The 17,533-nt window shown below is 37.1% G+C and carries 15 protein-coding genes; all 15 read left to right on the forward strand.

Annotated elements, in window-relative coordinates; genetic code table 11:
* Positions 1-71: 71 nt before the first annotated feature.
* Positions 72-1,739: a ribonuclease J gene (locus ACHUE4_RS01100; protein WP_394187429.1), complete on the forward strand. Its 1,668-nt coding sequence runs from the start codon at positions 72-74 to the stop codon at positions 1,737-1,739.
* An 83-nt stretch (positions 1,740-1,822) separates the two neighbouring features.
* A complete protein-coding gene (locus tag ACHUE4_RS01105; RefSeq protein ID WP_394187430.1) occupies positions 1,823-4,117 on the forward strand; it encodes a DNA translocase FtsK in 2,295 nt (764 codons plus the stop codon).
* 169 nt (positions 4,118-4,286) lie between these two features.
* Positions 4,287-5,015, forward strand: coding sequence for a GntR family transcriptional regulator (locus ACHUE4_RS01110; protein ID WP_394187431.1), 729 nt, complete (start codon positions 4,287-4,289; stop codon positions 5,013-5,015).
* Positions 5,016-5,066: 51 nt separating this feature from the next.
* Complete coding sequence (locus tag ACHUE4_RS01115; protein ID WP_394187432.1) at positions 5,067-6,131, forward strand: BMP family lipoprotein; 1,065 nt, start codon at positions 5,067-5,069, stop codon at positions 6,129-6,131.
* 154 nt (positions 6,132-6,285) lie between these two features.
* The gene (locus ACHUE4_RS01120; RefSeq protein WP_394187433.1) at positions 6,286-7,842 is read left to right on the forward strand and encodes an ABC transporter ATP-binding protein; all 1,557 of its coding nucleotides are present in this window, start codon (positions 6,286-6,288) and stop codon (positions 7,840-7,842) included.
* Positions 7,835-8,884, forward strand: a complete 1,050-nt coding sequence (locus ACHUE4_RS01125; protein WP_394187434.1) for an ABC transporter permease — start codon at positions 7,835-7,837, stop codon at positions 8,882-8,884. The genes ACHUE4_RS01120 and ACHUE4_RS01125 overlap by 8 nt, the downstream gene beginning before the upstream one ends.
* Before the next feature lies 1 nt (position 8,885).
* Positions 8,886-9,845 (forward strand): ABC transporter permease, encoded by a 960-nt coding sequence (locus ACHUE4_RS01130; RefSeq protein WP_394187435.1) that lies wholly within the window; start codon positions 8,886-8,888, stop codon positions 9,843-9,845.
* Positions 9,846-10,110: 265 nt separating this feature from the next.
* Positions 10,111-11,403 carry an EF-P 5-aminopentanol modification-associated protein YfmF gene (gene yfmF / locus ACHUE4_RS01135; RefSeq protein WP_394187436.1) on the forward strand — a complete coding sequence of 431 codons (1,293 nt, stop codon included), beginning with the start codon at positions 10,111-10,113 and terminating at the stop codon, positions 11,401-11,403.
* Positions 11,384-12,688, forward strand: coding sequence for an EF-P 5-aminopentanol modification-associated protein YfmH (yfmH, locus tag ACHUE4_RS01140; RefSeq protein ID WP_394187437.1), 1,305 nt, complete (start codon positions 11,384-11,386; stop codon positions 12,686-12,688). Before yfmF ends, yfmH begins: the two co-directional genes overlap by 20 nt.
* Complete coding sequence (ymfI, locus tag ACHUE4_RS01145; RefSeq protein ID WP_394187438.1) at positions 12,685-13,413, forward strand: elongation factor P 5-aminopentanone reductase; 729 nt, start codon at positions 12,685-12,687, stop codon at positions 13,411-13,413. The genes yfmH and ymfI overlap by 4 nt, the downstream gene beginning before the upstream one ends.
* A 43-nt stretch (positions 13,414-13,456) precedes the next feature.
* Positions 13,457-13,714, forward strand: coding sequence for a DUF3243 domain-containing protein (locus ACHUE4_RS01150; protein WP_394187439.1), 258 nt, complete (start codon positions 13,457-13,459; stop codon positions 13,712-13,714).
* Positions 13,715-13,926: 212 nt separating this feature from the next.
* Positions 13,927-14,715: a DUF3388 domain-containing protein gene (locus ACHUE4_RS01155; RefSeq protein WP_394187440.1), complete on the forward strand. Its 789-nt coding sequence runs from the start codon at positions 13,927-13,929 to the stop codon at positions 14,713-14,715.
* Between the two features lie 16 nt (positions 14,716-14,731).
* On the forward strand, positions 14,732-15,595 hold the full coding sequence (locus ACHUE4_RS01160; RefSeq protein ID WP_394187441.1) for a helix-turn-helix domain-containing protein: 864 nt from the start codon (positions 14,732-14,734) through the stop codon (positions 15,593-15,595).
* A 62-nt stretch (positions 15,596-15,657) separates the two neighbouring features.
* Positions 15,658-16,236 carry a CDP-diacylglycerol--glycerol-3-phosphate 3-phosphatidyltransferase gene (pgsA, locus tag ACHUE4_RS01165; protein ID WP_394187442.1) on the forward strand — a complete coding sequence of 193 codons (579 nt, stop codon included), beginning with the start codon at positions 15,658-15,660 and terminating at the stop codon, positions 16,234-16,236.
* Between the two features lie 14 nt (positions 16,237-16,250).
* On the forward strand, positions 16,251-17,501 hold the full coding sequence (locus tag ACHUE4_RS01170) for a competence/damage-inducible protein A (RefSeq protein WP_394187443.1): 1,251 nt from the start codon (positions 16,251-16,253) through the stop codon (positions 17,499-17,501).
* The last annotated feature ends 32 nt before the right edge of the window (positions 17,502-17,533 follow it).

A 17,533-nucleotide genomic window follows, 5' to 3' on the forward strand; every position in this document is an offset into this window, starting at 1 on the left:
ACTGTTGTCATGTCTACCGTATAATGAAGTACAGTGGAAGTTGTTCGGGTAAATTTTTAGGAGGAAAGCACGTGACTAAAATTAAAAATGAAACGATCCGCATCATCCCGCTCGGTGGAGTTGGAGAGATCGGAAAAGCAATGTACGTTGTCGAAATCGACGAAGAAATATTTGTAGTAGACAGTGGACTAATGTTCCCTGAAGATGAAATGCTTGGAATTGATATTGTTATTCCAGACGTTACATACCTAGAAGAAAACAAAGACCGTATTAAAGGGATTTTCTTGACGCATGGTCATGAAGATGCAATTGGCTCGATTTCTTATTTATTAAATAAAGTTCAAGCACCTATATATGGGTCACGCTTAACCATTGCTTTAGCAAAGGAACATTTAAAAGAAATGCCAGCACCACACCCAGTGAAGTTTTTTGAAGTAACAAATCGTAGTCGAATGAACTTTAAATCCACATATGTAACGTTTTTCCATACAACACATAGCATTCCTGATTCTTTAGGAATCGCATTCCACACATCTGAAGGAGCAATCGTTCATACTGGGGAATTTAAATTCGACCAATCCGCGCAAGGAAGCTATCGACCGGATATTGCTAAAATGGCTGGTTTGGGTGAAGAAGGCGTATTCATTTTAATGTCTGATTCAACTGAAGCTGAAAGACCTGGATATACAACGTCTGAATCTGTCGTTGAAGGACATCTATCTGAAGCATTCTACGGAGCAAAAGGAAGAATATTAGTTTCTTTATATTCTTCAAACTTTATCAGAATGCAACAAGTCTTTAATAAATCATTAGAAGTTAAACGAAAAGTAGCTGTAGTAGGGAAAACGTTAGAAAACGTATTCGAGGTTGGTTTGAAACTTGGCTACCTAACAGTTGACGAAGATACACTTATTTCAATTAAAGATATCGATAAGTATGCAGATGACGAAGTAATCATTATCGTTTCTGGTACACAAGGTGAGCCACTTGAAGCACTTGAAAAAATGGTTCGTAAACATCACAAAGATGTGAAAATCAAAGATACGGATACCGTTTTAATTACCTTTACACCATCTCCAGGAATGGAAGTGGCAATGTATAAAACGATGAATCATTTAGCTAAAGCAGGTGCGAAAGTTTTAACTGCTGATAAAAAAGTTCACGTTTCTGGTCACGGTAGTCAAGAAGATTTGAAAATGATGTTAAACTTGATGAAGCCTCAATACTTTATTCCGATTCAAGGTGAATACCGTATGTTAATGGCTCATTCCAAGTTAGCTCAATCAACTGGTTTAACGAAAGCTCAAATTTTTATTGCTGATAAAGGCGATATTGTTGAATACAAGAGCGGCAAAATGAGAATGAGTGGTCGAGTTCAAGCTGGTAACGTCTTAATTGACGGGATTGGTGTAGGTGATGTAGGCAATATCGTCCTAAGAGACCGTAAACTTCTTTCTCAAGATGGTATTTTCATTGTTGTCGTTACATTAAACCGAGCTCAAAAGAAAATCGCATCAGGTCCTGAGATTTTATCGCGAGGATTTGTTTATGTTCGTGAATCAGAAAAACTGATGGACGAGTCTACAGAGCTAGTTAAAAAAATAGTTGAAAAATATGTGAATAAAGAGACCTTTGAATGGACAAATATTAAACAAGAAATCCGCGACACGTTAAACTCATATTTATTCCAACAAACAAAACGACGCCCAATGATTATCCCAATTATTATGGAATATTAATGTGTCAATAAGCGAAAGGATTTCCTAGCCATATGTATCGGCGGGGAATCCTTTTTGTTTGATAATGAAAGAAGGTGAAAATAATGACGAGAAAAAAGAAAAAACCGATTAATAAGAAAAAGGCGGAGCCTATGCATCCGTTAATGTATGAGATTATTGGACTGTTACTAATTGGTTTAGGAATTATAACTTTTTTTGAATATGGATTCATTGGTTTTACGTTATCGTCCATTGCACGATTCCTCTTTGGAAATTGGCATGTGGCAGTTTCATTATTTTTAATAGTGATAGCTTTAATGGTCATGATTCAACGATCATTTCCGAAATTTAATAATCGCATTGTATTAGGGTTTGGAAGTGTGTTAGCCAGTTTAACTATATTTAGTCATCTTGTGTTATTTGAAAATCTATTTCAAGGTGGCGCATTACTTAGTGACTCGGTCATTAGGGAAACATGGCGTGTATTAATCGATAGCGGAGGCATTACGGAAAGAAATCATTCCCTTGGTGGAGGGATGATTGGTGCTATTATTTTTGCTACGTTCCATGTGCTATTTGATTCGAGTGGCGCGACAATAGCTGCTTGGTTATTGCTATTGATTGGTTTTGTTTTATTGTCAGGAAAAGCCTTAGTTCCGATTATTGCGAGTGAAATTCCTGAGTGGAAGAAGAAGTGGGGAGCTTACCGTAAAAATAAAAAAGCAAATGCAAAACCAAAACCGGTTGTTTCAAGAAGAAAAGAGAAAAGGTTGCAGACAGAAGCTCAAGTTCAAATTGAACAACGTCCAGAAGCCGCAACTGTTGTAGAAATTGAAGAACCACATGTATCGCCAATTATTTCAGCATTTACGGAAAGAGCTGAAAAACGAGTTGAAGTTGAACTTGAACCTGTTGAAGTTGATGGTGAAACGGAAAAGGTTTTTGAAACTGTTTCTGAACCAGTTCAAGAAAATGAAGACTATACTCTGCCACCCATATCACTATTAAATGCACCTCCACATAGTGATCAAAGTGGAGAATATTCATTGATTCAAGCAAATGCGAAAAAGTTAGAGCAGACCTTCCATAGCTTTGGGGTTAAAGCACGAGTAACGCAAGTTCATCTTGGACCTGCTGTTACGAAATATGAAGTTTTACCAGATACAGGGGTGAAAGTTAGTAAAATCGTTAGTTTAAGTGACGATTTAGCATTAGCTCTTGCGGCTAGGGATATTCGTATTGAAGCACCGATTCCAGGAAAATCTGCTATTGGAATTGAAGTGCCTAACCAAGAAGTTGCGATTGTAAGTTTACGTGAAGTACTTGAAGCAAAAGAAAATAGTAAACCCGACTCAAAATTATTAATCGGTCTGGGTAGAGATATTACTGGACAAGCCGTTCTTGCGGAATTAAATAAAATGCCTCATTTACTTGTGGCAGGTTCCACAGGAAGCGGGAAAAGTGTATGTATTAATGGCATTATCGTTAGTATTATCATGCGTGCTAAACCACATGAAGTAAAAATGATGATGATTGATCCGAAAATGGTTGAATTGAATGTGTACAATGGTATTCCACATTTACTTGCCCCTGTTGTTACAGATCCTAGAAAAGCTTCACAAGCATTGAAAAAAGTCGTTTCTGAAATGGAACGACGATATGATTTGTTTTCTCATACAGGAACTCGAAATATTGAAGGTTACAATGACCATATTCGTAAATGGAATGAAGAGAATGATGAAAAACATCCAAAGCTACCTTACATTGTCGTTATTGTGGACGAGCTTGCCGATTTAATGATGGTTGCTTCTAATGATGTGGAAGACTCTATTACAAGATTGGCACAAATGGCTCGTGCAGCAGGAATTCATTTAATTATAGCGACACAACGTCCAAGTGTTGATGTAATTACAGGTGTTATTAAAGCAAATATTCCTTCACGAATTGCTTTTGCCGTATCTTCGTCTATCGATTCAAGAACGATTTTAGATATGGGTGGTGCTGAAAAGTTACTAGGTCGTGGCGATATGCTCTTCTTAGCGGCAGGTGCTTCTAAGCCTGTTCGAGTTCAAGGGGCTTTCCTTTCTGATCAAGAAGTAGAGACAGTTGTCGATTCTGTTATAGCTCAGCAAAAAGCTCAGTATCAAGAAGAAATGATTCCGTCGGAGATAGAAGAAGTTGCGATTGAAGAACAAACGGACGATTTATATGACGAAGCCGTTCAACTAGTGACAGATATGCAAACTGCTTCGGTGTCATTATTACAACGAAGATTCAGAGTAGGGTATTCAAGAGCAGCCCGTATCATCGACCAAATGGAATTACGTGGTGTTGTTGGTCCTTATGAAGGAAGTAAACCACGACAAGTTCTCGTATCGAAACAAAATGATGACTATTGATATAGAAAAATATGTCATTCGTATTACAAATAAATCATTATTTTTACGGATCTTTTCATAATTCGCACATAAATCTATTTATTTACACAAATAAAAGTGGTATAGTATGTCTGATTAGTAGGAAAGTTTTACATCAGATGTCTGATCTCTACTGTTGGTGGTGGTTCATATGACAATTAAATCAGATAGTCGGCATTTGTATCTTCAAGTGATCGATCGTCTAAAAGACGATATTGCAAAAGGTGTGTTCGTAGAGAAGGAGAAATTACCTTCTGAATTCGAACTAGCCAAATCTCTTGGAGTCAGTCGTGCAACGCTTCGCGAAGCACTTAGACTGTTGGAAGAAGAAAACGTCATCGTAAGACGACATGGAGTAGGTACCTTTGTAAACCCACGCCCTGTTTTTACTTCAGGCATTGAGCAGTTAACAAGTGTCTCTTCTATGATTCGTAAAGCGGGAATGGAACCGGGAACTATTTATTTAAGTTCATCGGAAGCACTTCCGTCTGAAGAAGATGTAAAACGCTTTCATTGCGAAAACGATGATTCTGTCATTACTATTGAACGTGTAAGAACAGCTAACGGTGAACCGGTTGTTTACTGTGTGGACAAAGTGCCAACTAAATATTTGCCGAATGATTTTTTAAGTCGGCAAGAGGGATCTATATTTACTGCTATTGAGGAATCCGGACAAATTCGAATTTCACATGCCATTGCATTTATTGACCCGACTGGCTATCACGAGGAAGCTTCACCAATTTTGGAATGCGAACCTGAAACAGCGTTACTTGTTCTGAAACAATTACATTATGATGACAATGATCAAGTTGTGTTGTATTCAAAAAACTATTTTAGAGCTGATAAATTCAGTTTCCATGTAGTGCGTAAAAGGGTGTAAAACAACAAAATTCCTGCTAATAAGAAAACACATTTTGAGGGGGAACTCAAATTGACAAAACGTAAATTCGGTCTAGCTTTATCTATGGTTCTAGCTGCAAGTACAGTATTAGCTGCTTGTGGTAGCGATGATAAAGACGGCGCAACTGGTACAAATGGTGACGCAAAAGAAAACGATTTTTCTGTAGCAATGGTAACTGATGTAGGTGGAGTAGATGACAAATCTTTCAACCAATCAGCTTGGGAAGGTATTCAAAAGTTTGGTGAAGACAATGAACTGACTAAAGGTGATGGTGGGTTTGACTACCTTCAATCAGCTTCAGATGCAGACTATAACACTAACTTGAACAACTTAGTTCGTCGTGACTTCGATTTAGTTTTCGGTATTGGTTTCTTAATGGAAGCTGCTGTAAACGAAATCGCTGAACAACAACCTGACGCACAATTAGCTATTATTGATGCAGTAGTAGATCAACCAAACGTTGCTTCTGTTCTATTTAAAGAGCAAGAAGGTTCATACCTTGCTGGTGTTGCTGCAGCATTAATGACAAAATCGAAAAAAATCGGTTTTGTTGGTGGTATGGAAATCCCAGTTATCGAGCGTTTTGAAGCTGGATTCTTAGAAGGTGTTAAAGCTGTAGATCCTGCAATCGAAGTTGACGTTCAATACACAGGTGCTTTTGATAAAGCAGAACTTGGGAAAACAACTGCTAACCGTATGTATTCTTCAGGCGTAGATATTATTTTCCACGCTGCTGGTGGTACTGGTAACGGTGTATTCGCTGAAGCAAAAGAATTAAAAACAAAAGATCCTAACGCATATGTTTGGGTTATCGGTGTTGACTCTGACCAATATGAAGAAGGTGCTGTTGGCGAAGATAACGTAACTTTAACTTCAATGTTAAAACGTGTTGACGTAGCAGTTCAAAACCTTTCTAAATTAGCAATGGACGGAGAATTCCCAGGTGGGGAAACAACTGTTTATGGTCTTGCTGAAGAAGGCGTTGGTCTTGCTGATTCTCGTGGAGCAATCCCAGAAGACGTAATGACTCAAATTGACGAGTATGCTAAAAAAATCGCTGATGGCGAAGTTACAGTTCCTGAAACTGTAGAGTAATGCTTGAAATGTTTGTACATAATAAAGACCGGTATACCGGTCTTTATTATGTTTTACTTCTTTTTCTAAATTAATAGATGAAAGGTTTTAAGTTTTAAAGCCTTTCCTGTATTAATTTATTTTTAATTTAACAGCGTTTAAGGGAGTGAAGACATTGGAATATGTAATTGAAATGCTTAACATCCGTAAAGAATTCGGAACTTTCGTGGCTAATGACAACATTACCCTTCAACTACAGAAAGGTGAAATTCATGCATTGCTTGGCGAAAATGGTGCAGGAAAATCTACCTTGATGAATGTTCTTTTTGGTCTTTATCAACCAGAAGGCGGAGAAATCCGTGTAAATGGTGAAGAAGTAAAAATAACTGATCCTAAAGTTGCGAACAAATATGGAATTGGTATGGTTCATCAGCATTTTATGTTAGTTGAAGATTTCACAGTAACAGAAAATATAATTCTTGGTAGTGAACCTACATCTGCAGGGATGATTAGCACGAAATCTGCAGCAAAAAAAGTGCAAGAATTATCAGAGCTCTATGGATTAGAAGTGGATCCTTATGCAAAGATAGAAGATATTTCAGTCGGTATGCAACAACGTGTTGAAATTTTGAAAACGCTTTATCGCGGAGCTGAAATTTTAATCTTTGATGAACCTACAGCCTCATTAACACCACAAGAAATTACCGAGCTTATTCAGATTATGAAACGCCTAATTAATGAAGGAAAATCTATTATCTTAATCACACATAAATTGAAAGAGATAATGGATGTTACTGACCGCGTAACGGTCATTCGAAAAGGAAAAGGGATTGGAACTGTTATTACCGCAGAAACCAATCCAAATGACCTTGCCTCTTTAATGGTGGGGCGTCAAGTTGAGTTTAAAACTGTAAAAGGAATTGCTCATCCGACGGACAATGTATTAGAAGTGAAAGATTTAGTCGTAACAGATTATCGTGGCATTGAAAAAGTAAAAGGCTTAAATCTAAATGTACGTAAAGGTGAGATTGTGGGGATTGCAGGAATTGATGGCAATGGACAATCAGAACTAATAGAAGCAATCACTGGTTTACGCAAAGTTAAAAGTGGTCATGTGTTCATGAATGGAAACGAAATTACGGGTAAGCGTACACGTAAAATAACTGAATCTGGTATTGGACATATTCCACAAGATCGTCATAAGCATGGATTGATTCTTGACTTCCCAATTGGTCACAATATTGCGTTGCAAACGTATTATTCAGCACCGATTTCAAAAAATGGCATTATGAATTACGGTACGATTTCTAAAAAAGCCAATGAAATCATTCAAAAATTCGATGTACGTACACAAGGTGATCATGAACCTGCTCGTGCATTATCTGGTGGTAATCAGCAAAAGGCTATTATTGGTCGAGAAATTGACCGTAACCCTGATTTACTAATCGCTGCATTACCTACAAGGGGATTAGATGTAGGGGCTATCGAATTTATTCACCAACAATTAATAGAACAACGTGATAAAGGTAAAGCTGTTCTATTAATTTCATTTGAGCTAGATGAGGTAATGAACGTATCAGATCGAATTGCTGTTATTTATGATGGACAAATAGTTGATACACTGGATCCTCAACAAACGAACGAACAAGAACTTGGTTTATTAATGGCGGGTCAAACAAAGACCAAAGCTAATGGAAATCAAGTGAAAGAGGAGGACAGTAAGCATGTCTAAGCGCTTAGTAAATATACTTGTCCCTTTAATTTCCGTTATTTTAGGTTTGATTGTTGGGGCATTGGTAATGATTTTTAGTGGTTATGATCCAGTTGCTGGTTATACGGCACTTTGGAATGGAATATTTGGAGACATGTATACAATCGGTGAAACGATTCGTCAAATTACACCGTATATTTTAGCAGGTTTGGCTGTTGCTTTTGCATTTCGTACCGGCCTATTCAATATTGGTGTTGAAGGACAGCTAATCGTAGGTTGGTTTGCAGCTGCTTATGTGGGAATTGCATTTGAAGGAGCTTCTAAATTCGTCCATTTACCTTTAGCATTAATCGCTGCAGCTTTAGCGGGTGCTCTATGGGGCTTTATTCCAGGACTATTAAAAGCTAAATTCAAGGTCCACGAAGTTATTGTAACAATCATGATGAACTATGTTGCATTGCATACAACGAATGCATTAGTTAAAACAGTTTCTGATGGTGGAGACAATACGGGGAAAATTTTCCCTTCTGCATCTCTTCGTTCGGAATTCCTTGAAAACATGACTGACTTTTCTCGTTTGCATTTAGGGATTTTCATTGCTCTAGCAATGGTTGCTGTTATGTGGTTCATTCTTGAAAAAACAACTCGTGGTTTTGAGTTAAAAGCGGTTGGATTAAATCATCACGCTTCAGACTATGCGGGGATGAATGTAGATAAAAATATCATTCTTGCAATGGTCATTTCTGGTGCATTTGCCGGACTAGGTGGCGCTATGGAAGCTTTAGGAACATTTGAATATGCATCTGTAAAAGGTGGATTTACAGGTATTGGGTTTGACGGTATTGCCGTTGCCTTACTTGGCGCAAATACACCACTTGGTGTCATTTTCGGAGCAACATTATTTGGTTCATTAAAATATGGGGCATTAAATATGCCTAATGAAGCTGGGATTCCAGTAGAAATTGTTTCGATTGTAATTGCGATTATCATTTTCTTTGTTGCATCTGGTTATGTAATTCGCTTATTTATCGAACGTCTCAGCAAGAATAAGGAGGCGAAGTAATATGAGTTTCTTAGATGTATTATATTTCATCGTTCCTGTTGCGATCGCCTATGCTGCACCTCTAATTTTAACTGCTATTGGCGGTGTATTTTCAGAACGTTCGGGTGTAGTTAATATTGGGTTAGAAGGTTTAATGGTAGTTGGAGCATTTATCGGAGTTATTTTCAATCTATCATTTGTTCATATATTTGGTAATGCAACACCATGGATGGCTTTATTAGCTGCTATGGTTGTCGCTTCATTATTCTCTATACTACATGCGGTTGCATCTGTATCATTCAGAGCAGACCAAGTAGTTTCGGGTGTTGCAATTAATTTACTTGCTGTCGCATTGTGTTTATTCTTAGTGAAAAAGATTTACGGCAAAGGTCAAACAGACTTTGTTCAAGAACGTTTTTTACGTGATGATATTTGGTTACTTGAAAAAATTCCTTTCCTTGGGCCAATGTTTTTCCAAAACGTTTATTGGACATCGGTATTAGCGATTTCGGTTGCGATTATCGCATGGGTTATTTTATACTTTACACCATTCGGTCTTCGTCTTCGTTCTGTTGGTGAACATCCAATGGCAGCTGATACTATGGGAATCAATGTAAGCCGTATGCGTTATATTGCGGTCATGATTTCTGGTGGATTAGCAGGGATTGGTGGAGCAATTTATTCGCAATCAATTTCTCAAGACTTTGGTCATTCCACAATTAACGGACAAGGATTCATGGCTTTGGCAGCAATGATCTTTGGTAAATGGCATCCACTTGGTGCAATGGGAGCAGCTGTATTCTTTGGGTTTGCTCAAGCATTAAGTATTGTCGGTGGATCAATTCCGATTATTAAAGAAGTACCAAGTGTCTTCTTGTTAATCTTGCCATACGTGTTGACGATATTCGCTTTAGCTGGATTTATCGGTAAAGCTAACGCTCCACGTGCTTTAGGAACTCCATATATTAAAGGGAAACGATAAGACATTTAAGAACTAGGCGATTTGCCTAGTTCTTTTTTTGTCGACAAAACCGTTTACTGAAAGCGAAAAAAATAGCCGACCACTTTCTTTTTCACTCCAATAAAAAATATCAAATTTTTATTTTGTTTTAACACTCAATAGCCATTATGTACATGGAGTTCATTTGAATGTGTGGATAAATATCACTCTATTTGCAATCATTTAACAGCTACATGTATAGTGAATGTATTGGTTTGGCATATTAATTAGATAGGGGGGGATTTCGATGTTTCAATCCATCGAGTTAAAACAAGGCATTCATTTACATATTCGAAAAACGGATCAATTTAAAACGGTCAATTTTTCATTGAAATTCAAACAAATCTTGAGTGAAAAGTCTGCTGCACAAAGGTCAGTATTAGCGAATGTATTGCTTCATAGCAATAAACAGTATCCGTCCAATCCCGCATTCCGTAGTGCTTTAGATGAATTATACGGTACGTCAATGTATATGGATTCTTCTAAAAAAGGAAACGAACACATCATTACATTTATGGCTGAATCGGTAAATGATCAGTATTTGTCATCAAATGGTGTGTTAAATCAAGTCATTGATTTATTTAAAACTGTCTTATTTAATCCGAATGCTGATCATCATGAATTTAAAGACAATATTGTGAAACGAGAAAAGGATTCGGTTATTCAGCGAATTGAATCTTTATATGATGATAAAACAAGATACGCACAGCATCGACTCATTGAATTACTTCGTCCAAATCATCCAGCATCTATCGGAGCTAATGGAACAATTGAAGAAGTGGAGTCCGTTACCCCTAAATCACTTTGGGAAGCATACCAACAGATGCTACATGAAGATGAATTAGACATTTATATTGTTGGTGATGTCGATATGGACGAAATGACTGAAAAAATGAAGACTTTATTCCCATTAGAAGGCCGAACGTTGGCTAATAAACAAGAAATGGAATTTAATGATGAACTTAATGCCAATTCATCACACGTAAAAGAAGTTCAAAATATGAAGCAAGGTAAACTTCATATTGGGTTTGAAACACCAATAACATTTACGCATCCTAAATTTCCGATTATGCAAATTACGAATGGCATATTTGGTGGGTATCCACATGCTAAATTATTTATGAATGTTCGTGAAAAAGAAAGCTTGGCTTATTATGTTTCAAGTTCGTTCTCGTCATCCTATGGTTTAGTGTTTGTCATGGCCGGTATCGATGCGAGCAATGAAGAAAAAGCAATTAAATTAATTGATGACCAACTAGAAGCAATGAAGAATGGTGAAATTACACAAATGGAAATTGATCAGACGATTGCTATGCTTAAAAACCAATTAAAAGAAGCCTTAGATTCTGCAAGAGGTCAAATTGAAATATTTGATCAATACAAAGATTTGGGCGAAGCTTTTACCGTTGAAAATTGGTTCTCAAAATGGGAATCGGTTGGGAAAGAAGATATTCAAGAAATGGCTAAGACCATTGATAAAAAAATGGTTTACTTCCTATCTGGAAAGGAGGAACTAGCGCATGAAGGAACTTCACTTTAAACAAATAGACGAAAAAATGTACCATGAACAAATGGATAATGGGTTAGATGTATATATCTTACCGAAAAAAGGATTTTCTAAAACTTTTGTGACCTTTACTACAAAATATGGCTCGATTGATAATACATTTACACCGATGGGCCAAAATGACGTTGTAAATGTTCCTGATGGAATTGCTCATTTTCTAGAGCACAAGATGTTTGAAAAAGAAGATGGAGACGTTTTCCAAAAGTTTAGTGGATTTGGAGCTTCTGCAAATGCTTTTACTTCTTTTACGCGCACTGCTTATTTATTTTCTTCAACAAATCATCTATATGAAAATACAGAAACATTATTAAATTTTGTTCAAGAACCTTATTTCACAGCTTCAACGGTTGAAAAAGAAAAAGGAATTATCGGACAAGAAATAACGATGTACGATGACCTTCCAGATTGGCGATTATACTTTGGAACAATTGATAATATGTATCATAATCACCCAGTGAAAATCGATATTGCTGGAACAATCGAGTCCATCGATAAAATTACAGCGGAGCATTTATATACATGTTATGAAACCTTTTACCATCCATCTAATATGTTGATGTTTGTGGTTGGAGCTGTTAATCCTGAGGAAATGATGTCTTATATTAAAGAGAACCAAAGCAAGAAAGAATTTGTTGAACCTTCGACAATTAATCGTGTTTTTGAAGATGAACCAAGTGATGTAGCGGTGAAAGAAAATACATTAGAGATGGATGTTCAAAAACCAAAAGTATATGTTGGCCTTAAAGCGAAAGAAACATCTCTTCAAGGTGAAGAAATGTTGAAACACGAATTAGCTGTCCAACTATCCTTAGAATTAGCATTTGGCCGTGCATCTGATTTCTATCATGAAGCTTATGAACAAGGCTGGATTGACGAGTCTTATTCGTTTGACTTTACACTAGAAAAAGGATTTGGATTTGCCATTATTGGATCTGATACCTCTACTCCAGAAGCGTTAGTAACAGCTATAAAAAAACAATTAACTAAAATCGAAGAGAAATGGCCATTCGGTTTATCAGATTTGGATCGAGTACGCAAAAAGAAAATTGGCTTCTTCCTTAGAGCTTTAAATTCAGTTGAGTATATTGCGAATCAATTCACAAGATATGCGTTTAATGATATGAACTTGTTCGATGCTGTTCCAGTATTAGAGAAAATGACTGTTAGTGATCTTCAACATGCATTTGCTTCAATTCAAGGTGAGAGTCAACAAACAGTCTTTACAATTCAACCTAAAAAAGACCAGGCGAAAAAATGAAAAAATTCGCTTGTGTCTTTGGGGCATCGGGAGAAATCGGACAGGCAATATGCATAGAGATGGCGAAGTCTGGATGGAGTTTATATTTGCATTTCCATCAAAATATGGAGGCTGTCCTACATTTGCAAGAAAAACTCTCAACAACCTATCAAGACCAAGATTTTTTAATCATTCATGCCGATTTGTCTTCTACACAGGGGGCTCAAAATGCAATTGAATCCATTTTTGATGTAGAGGCGATTATTTTTGCAAATGGGCAATCCCTTTATAAATTATTAGAAGATACTTCCCCTACAGAAATGGATAATTTGTGGAAAACACACGTGCAAAATCCAATGCACATTATCGGTAACCTAGCATCCAAGTTGAGAAATCATCAAGTGTCTTATATCGTGCTCATTGGCTCGATATGGGGACAAACGGGTGCATCTGGTGAAGTGGTTTATTCAGCCGTTAAAGGTGCACAGCATGCTTTTGTGAAAGCATATGCTAAAGAAGCGGGCTCCTCTGGTGTGCGAGCAAATATCATTGCTCCTGGTATCATCGACACACAGATGAATGCCGGCTTAAATGCAGAGGAACGGTCACAAATTCTGGATGAGATTCCTTTGCAAAGGTTAGGTAAAGCAAAGGAAGTAGCAAATATAGTGGGATTTTTAACAAGCGGAAAAGCTGATTACGTGACTGGACAAGTGATTGGCATCAATGGTGGATGGTACATATAATTGATTCCTTTACACATACTACTTGTGAAAAGGAGGGATTATCATGGCACTGTTAGAAAATTGGCAAAAGTGGACGAATTTCTTAGGCGCAAATGTCGAAACTGCGGAATCGACAGGTATGTCTAAAAAAGCAATTCAAACGACTGCTTTTCAAATTGGTGATTACTTAGCTAAAAATGTTGATCCTAAGAATGAACAAGAACGAGTTTTATCAGATTTATGGTCTGTTGCAAATGAAGATGAACAACATGCATTAGCCAATATCGTGGTAAAACTTGTAAAACAAAAAAATGTTCATTAAATCAAAAGAAGGACATTGCTCCTTCTTTTCTTTTTTCCTTTTCTTACGTTACAAAATCAGATATGATAGAACTTATAAAGCTTTTAAAGGTCTTTGTTACATAATTCAAAAATGGTCACTTGTACTTATGATTTTCATGAATTTGTAAGCTGCTTATAAAATTGTTCTTTTTCACACAATGGAAACGTTCACATTAGAAAGGTCGTAAAATGATGCGCGAATGGTATTTCGAATATGAGATTCAAATAAATCGTCCTGGATTACTTGGAGATATTGCATCCTTACTTGGTATGCTTAGAGTAAATATTGTAACGATTAATGGTGTAGACCAAGGAAGACGTGGGATGTTGCTTCGTGCTGAAAATGACGAACAATTAGAACGCTTTGAAGCCATTGTTTCGACAATGGAGACCATTCAAGTGACAAAGTTCAGAGAACCTAAGTTAAGAGACATTTTAGCTGTTAGACATGGTCGATATATCCAACGTGATGCTGATGACCGCAAAACTTTTCACTTTGTTCGTGATGAGTTGGGATTACTTGTTGACTTTATGGCCGAACTCTTTAAACAAGAGGGGCATAAATTGATTGGAATCAGAGGAATGCCACGTGTTGGGAAAACTGAATCTGTCGTTGCGGCAAGTGTTTGTGCAAATAAAAAATGGGTTTTCCTTTCATCTACAATGATTAAACAAACGGTTCGAAACCAGTTAGCTGGAGATGAATTCAGTGATAATAACATTTTCATTTTAGATGGCATTGTGACAAGACAATCTTCAGATGAAAGACATTTGCAGTTAGTGAGAGAAATGATGCGTTTGCCATCAATAAAAGTTGTCGAGCATCCTGATATGTTTGTTCAACAATCAGATTTTTCTATTGAAGATTTTGATTACATAATTGAATTACGGACAGATCCAGAAGAAGAAATAACATACGAAATGATGGAAAAAAATCACATGATGTCGCAGAATGGTGACTTTGGTGGTTTTAACTTTTAACAGGTAGGTGTTTTAATTGAGTGAACTTGGAACTCGTCTTAAAGAGGCGAGAACGGCAAAAGGTTATAGTTTAGAAGACTTACAAGAAATGACGAAAATTCAAAAACGTTATTTGGCCGGTATTGAAGAGGGAAATTATAGTATGATGCCCGGTCCATTTTATGTTCGTGCATTCATCAAACAATATGCAGATGCTGTTGGTTTGAATTCTGATGAATTGCTAGAATCATATAAACAGGAAGTACCGACCTCCTCTAAGGAAGAGGTATACCAAACAATGAACACTGCTCCTTCTAGAAGAAGACCAATTTCTCGATCATCGAGTCGAGTTTCAGAAGTTTTCCCAATGATTCTAGTTGCATTATTTATCATAGGTGCACTGGTTATATTCTGGTTTTTATATCAAAACATGGCGCAAAAAGATGAGCCTACTGAAGAAGAAGTAGGAGAAAATACGGTCATAATTGATAAGAAGGAAGAGCCAGAAACTCCTGTTGAAGAAGAGCCAGAAGAAGAAGAACCGGTTGAAGAAGAACCAGTTGAAGAACCTGAACCGACTCAAACAATTGAGGTTGGAGCTGTAGAAGGAGAAACAACGAATTATACACTATCGGGAACTGATACGTTTGCTCTAAAAATTGTCGCTCGTGGTAATTCATGGGTAGAAGTTCGAGATCAAGCTGGAGTGAAACCATTATCACGAAATGTTGCTGCTGGTGAAACAGTTAATCTTGATTTGAGTGATGTGGAAACTGCACGAATCCGTATAGGAGCATCTCCACAAGTGGATGTTTTTATTAATGACGAAAAAGTTGAATACGGAACGCCAACTTCGGACAGAGTAACACAAAATATGATGATTCAATTTTCTAAACAGTAATAAACCGTAATAGTCATCTCTTACAAGATGGCTATTTTCTTTGAAACGAAAGGAGAAAGCATATGAACATTCCAAATCAAATCACTGTATCCAGAATTTTTATGATTCCATTGTTTGTTGTATTTATGTTAGTAGATTTTGGTTGGGGAACTCTTGTATTATTAGGAACTTCTTTACCAGTAGAGCATTTAATTGGAGCTATTATATTTATTTTTGCTTCAATTACTGATTTCATCGATGGGTATTACGCTCGTAAACATAATCTTGTAACGAATATGGGGAAATTTTTAGACCCTCTAGCTGATAAACTTCTTGTTTCCGCAGCTTTAATCATATTAGTGGAACTTGGTTTTGCAGCAGCGTGGATTGTTATTCTGATTATTAGCCGCGAGTTTGCAGTTACAGGGTTACGCTTAATATTAGCTGATGAAGGTGAAGTAGTGGCAGCAAAACAATTAGGCAAAATTAAAATGTGGACTCAAATCGTCGCAATTTCAGCTTTACTTTTACACAACATCATTTTTGAAATGTTCAATATTCCGTTTGGTACAATCATGCTTTATGTGTCATTGTTCTTTACAATTTGGTCAGGGTGGGATTATTTCTACGCAAACCGTCGTGTTTTACTTGACTCAAAATAGAGGAGATTCCAATTATGAACGCAGAGATTATTGCCGTAGGTTCAGAATTATTACTTGGACAAATTACCAATACAAATGCCCGATACATCTCAAGTCAATTAGCTGAGTTAGGGATAAATGTTTATTATCATACTGTAGTTGGCGATAATGCAGATCGATTAGAAGATGCAATTCAACTTGCAGAATCGAGAGCGGATTTAATTATTTTCTCAGGTGGGTTAGGACCAACAAAAGATGATTTAACAAAAGAAACGATTGCTCAGCATCTTCAAACGCAATTAGTGATGGATGATGAAGCCATGATTTCTATAGAAGCCTTTTTCAAACGCATTAATCGACCAATGACAGAAAACAACAAAAAGCAAGCTCTTGTATTGGAGAACTGCCAAGTTTTAGCAAACCATAATGGTATGGCACCTGGCATGTTTTATTCCAACCTAGATAAGATTTATATTCTTTTACCCGGTCCACCGAAAGAAATGGAACCGATGTTTCAACTTGAGGCGAAACCGCTATTAGCAAAATGGTTAAACCAAGGTGAAGTGATTGTTTCACATGTATTACGATTTTATGGTATCGGAGAAGCAGAGCTCGAAACGAAGATTCACGATTTATTAGATGTACAATCGAACCCAACGATTGCTCCTTTAGCTTCGGATGGTGAAGTGATGTTGCGTATAACTGCAAAAGCTTCTACCGATCAAGAAGCTAAGGCATTAATTTCTCAAACAGAGCAATTGTTAATGGACCGTGTTGGTACTTATTTATATGGTTACAATGACGATTCGTTAGCATCAAGAACAGTAGAGGTCTTACAGGAAAAAAACTGGACGATTTCTGCTGCTGAAAGTTTGACTGCCGGATTGTTCCAATCAGAACTAGCAGCGATTCCCGGTGCAAGTGCCGTCTTAATAGGTGGTATGGTAACTTATTCAACTGAGTCTAAAATCACGCAGTTAGGGGTCCAGCAAGAGCTAATTGAAAAACATGGTGTGGTGAGCGGAGAGTGTGCTGTCGCTATGGCTATGCGGATTAAAGAAGCTTTTAATACCGATATTGGTGTGGGACTTACTGGATCAGCAGGACCGAGTTCGCTTGAAGGGAAACCCGCAGGAACTGTTTGGATTGCTATTGCATTTCCGAATGGTATCGTGAAAAGCCATGAACTACATCTATCAGATATGAGAAATACGAATAGATTACGAGTTGTAAAGCGAACATGTTATGAAATTATCCATCAATTAACGAATCGAAATGAGTCATAATTTAAATATCAGACCTTAAAACGCCTGAAAAT

Origin of the sequence: Paenisporosarcina quisquiliarum (genome assembly GCF_043641925.1) — a bacterium.
Classification (GTDB): Bacteria; Bacillota; Bacilli; order Bacillales_A; family Planococcaceae; genus Paenisporosarcina; species Paenisporosarcina quisquiliarum_A.

Excerpts from the sequence above, each read along its gene's own strand:
- ymfI (WP_394187438.1), top strand. The coding sequence starts at position 12,685 with ATGAAAAAATTCGCTTGTGTCTTTGGGGCATCGGGAGAAATCGGACAG.
- ACHUE4_RS01110 (WP_394187431.1), top strand. The coding sequence starts at position 4,287 with ATGACAATTAAATCAGATAGTCGGCATTTGTATCTTCAAGTGATCGAT.
- yfmH (WP_394187437.1), top strand. The coding sequence starts at position 11,384 with ATGAAGGAACTTCACTTTAAACAAATAGACGAAAAAATGTACCATGAA.
- ACHUE4_RS01130 (WP_394187435.1), top strand. The coding sequence starts at position 8,886 with ATGAGTTTCTTAGATGTATTATATTTCATCGTTCCTGTTGCGATCGCC.
- ACHUE4_RS01150 (WP_394187439.1), top strand. The coding sequence starts at position 13,457 with ATGGCACTGTTAGAAAATTGGCAAAAGTGGACGAATTTCTTAGGCGCA.
- ACHUE4_RS01125 (WP_394187434.1), top strand. The coding sequence starts at position 7,835 with ATGTCTAAGCGCTTAGTAAATATACTTGTCCCTTTAATTTCCGTTATT.
- pgsA (WP_394187442.1), top strand. The coding sequence starts at position 15,658 with ATGAACATTCCAAATCAAATCACTGTATCCAGAATTTTTATGATTCCA.
- yfmF (WP_394187436.1), top strand. The coding sequence starts at position 10,111 with ATGTTTCAATCCATCGAGTTAAAACAAGGCATTCATTTACATATTCGA.
- ACHUE4_RS01105 (WP_394187430.1), top strand. The coding sequence starts at position 1,823 with ATGACGAGAAAAAAGAAAAAACCGATTAATAAGAAAAAGGCGGAGCCT.
- ACHUE4_RS01170 (WP_394187443.1), top strand. The coding sequence starts at position 16,251 with ATGAACGCAGAGATTATTGCCGTAGGTTCAGAATTATTACTTGGACAA.
- ACHUE4_RS01155 (WP_394187440.1), top strand. The coding sequence starts at position 13,927 with ATGCGCGAATGGTATTTCGAATATGAGATTCAAATAAATCGTCCTGGA.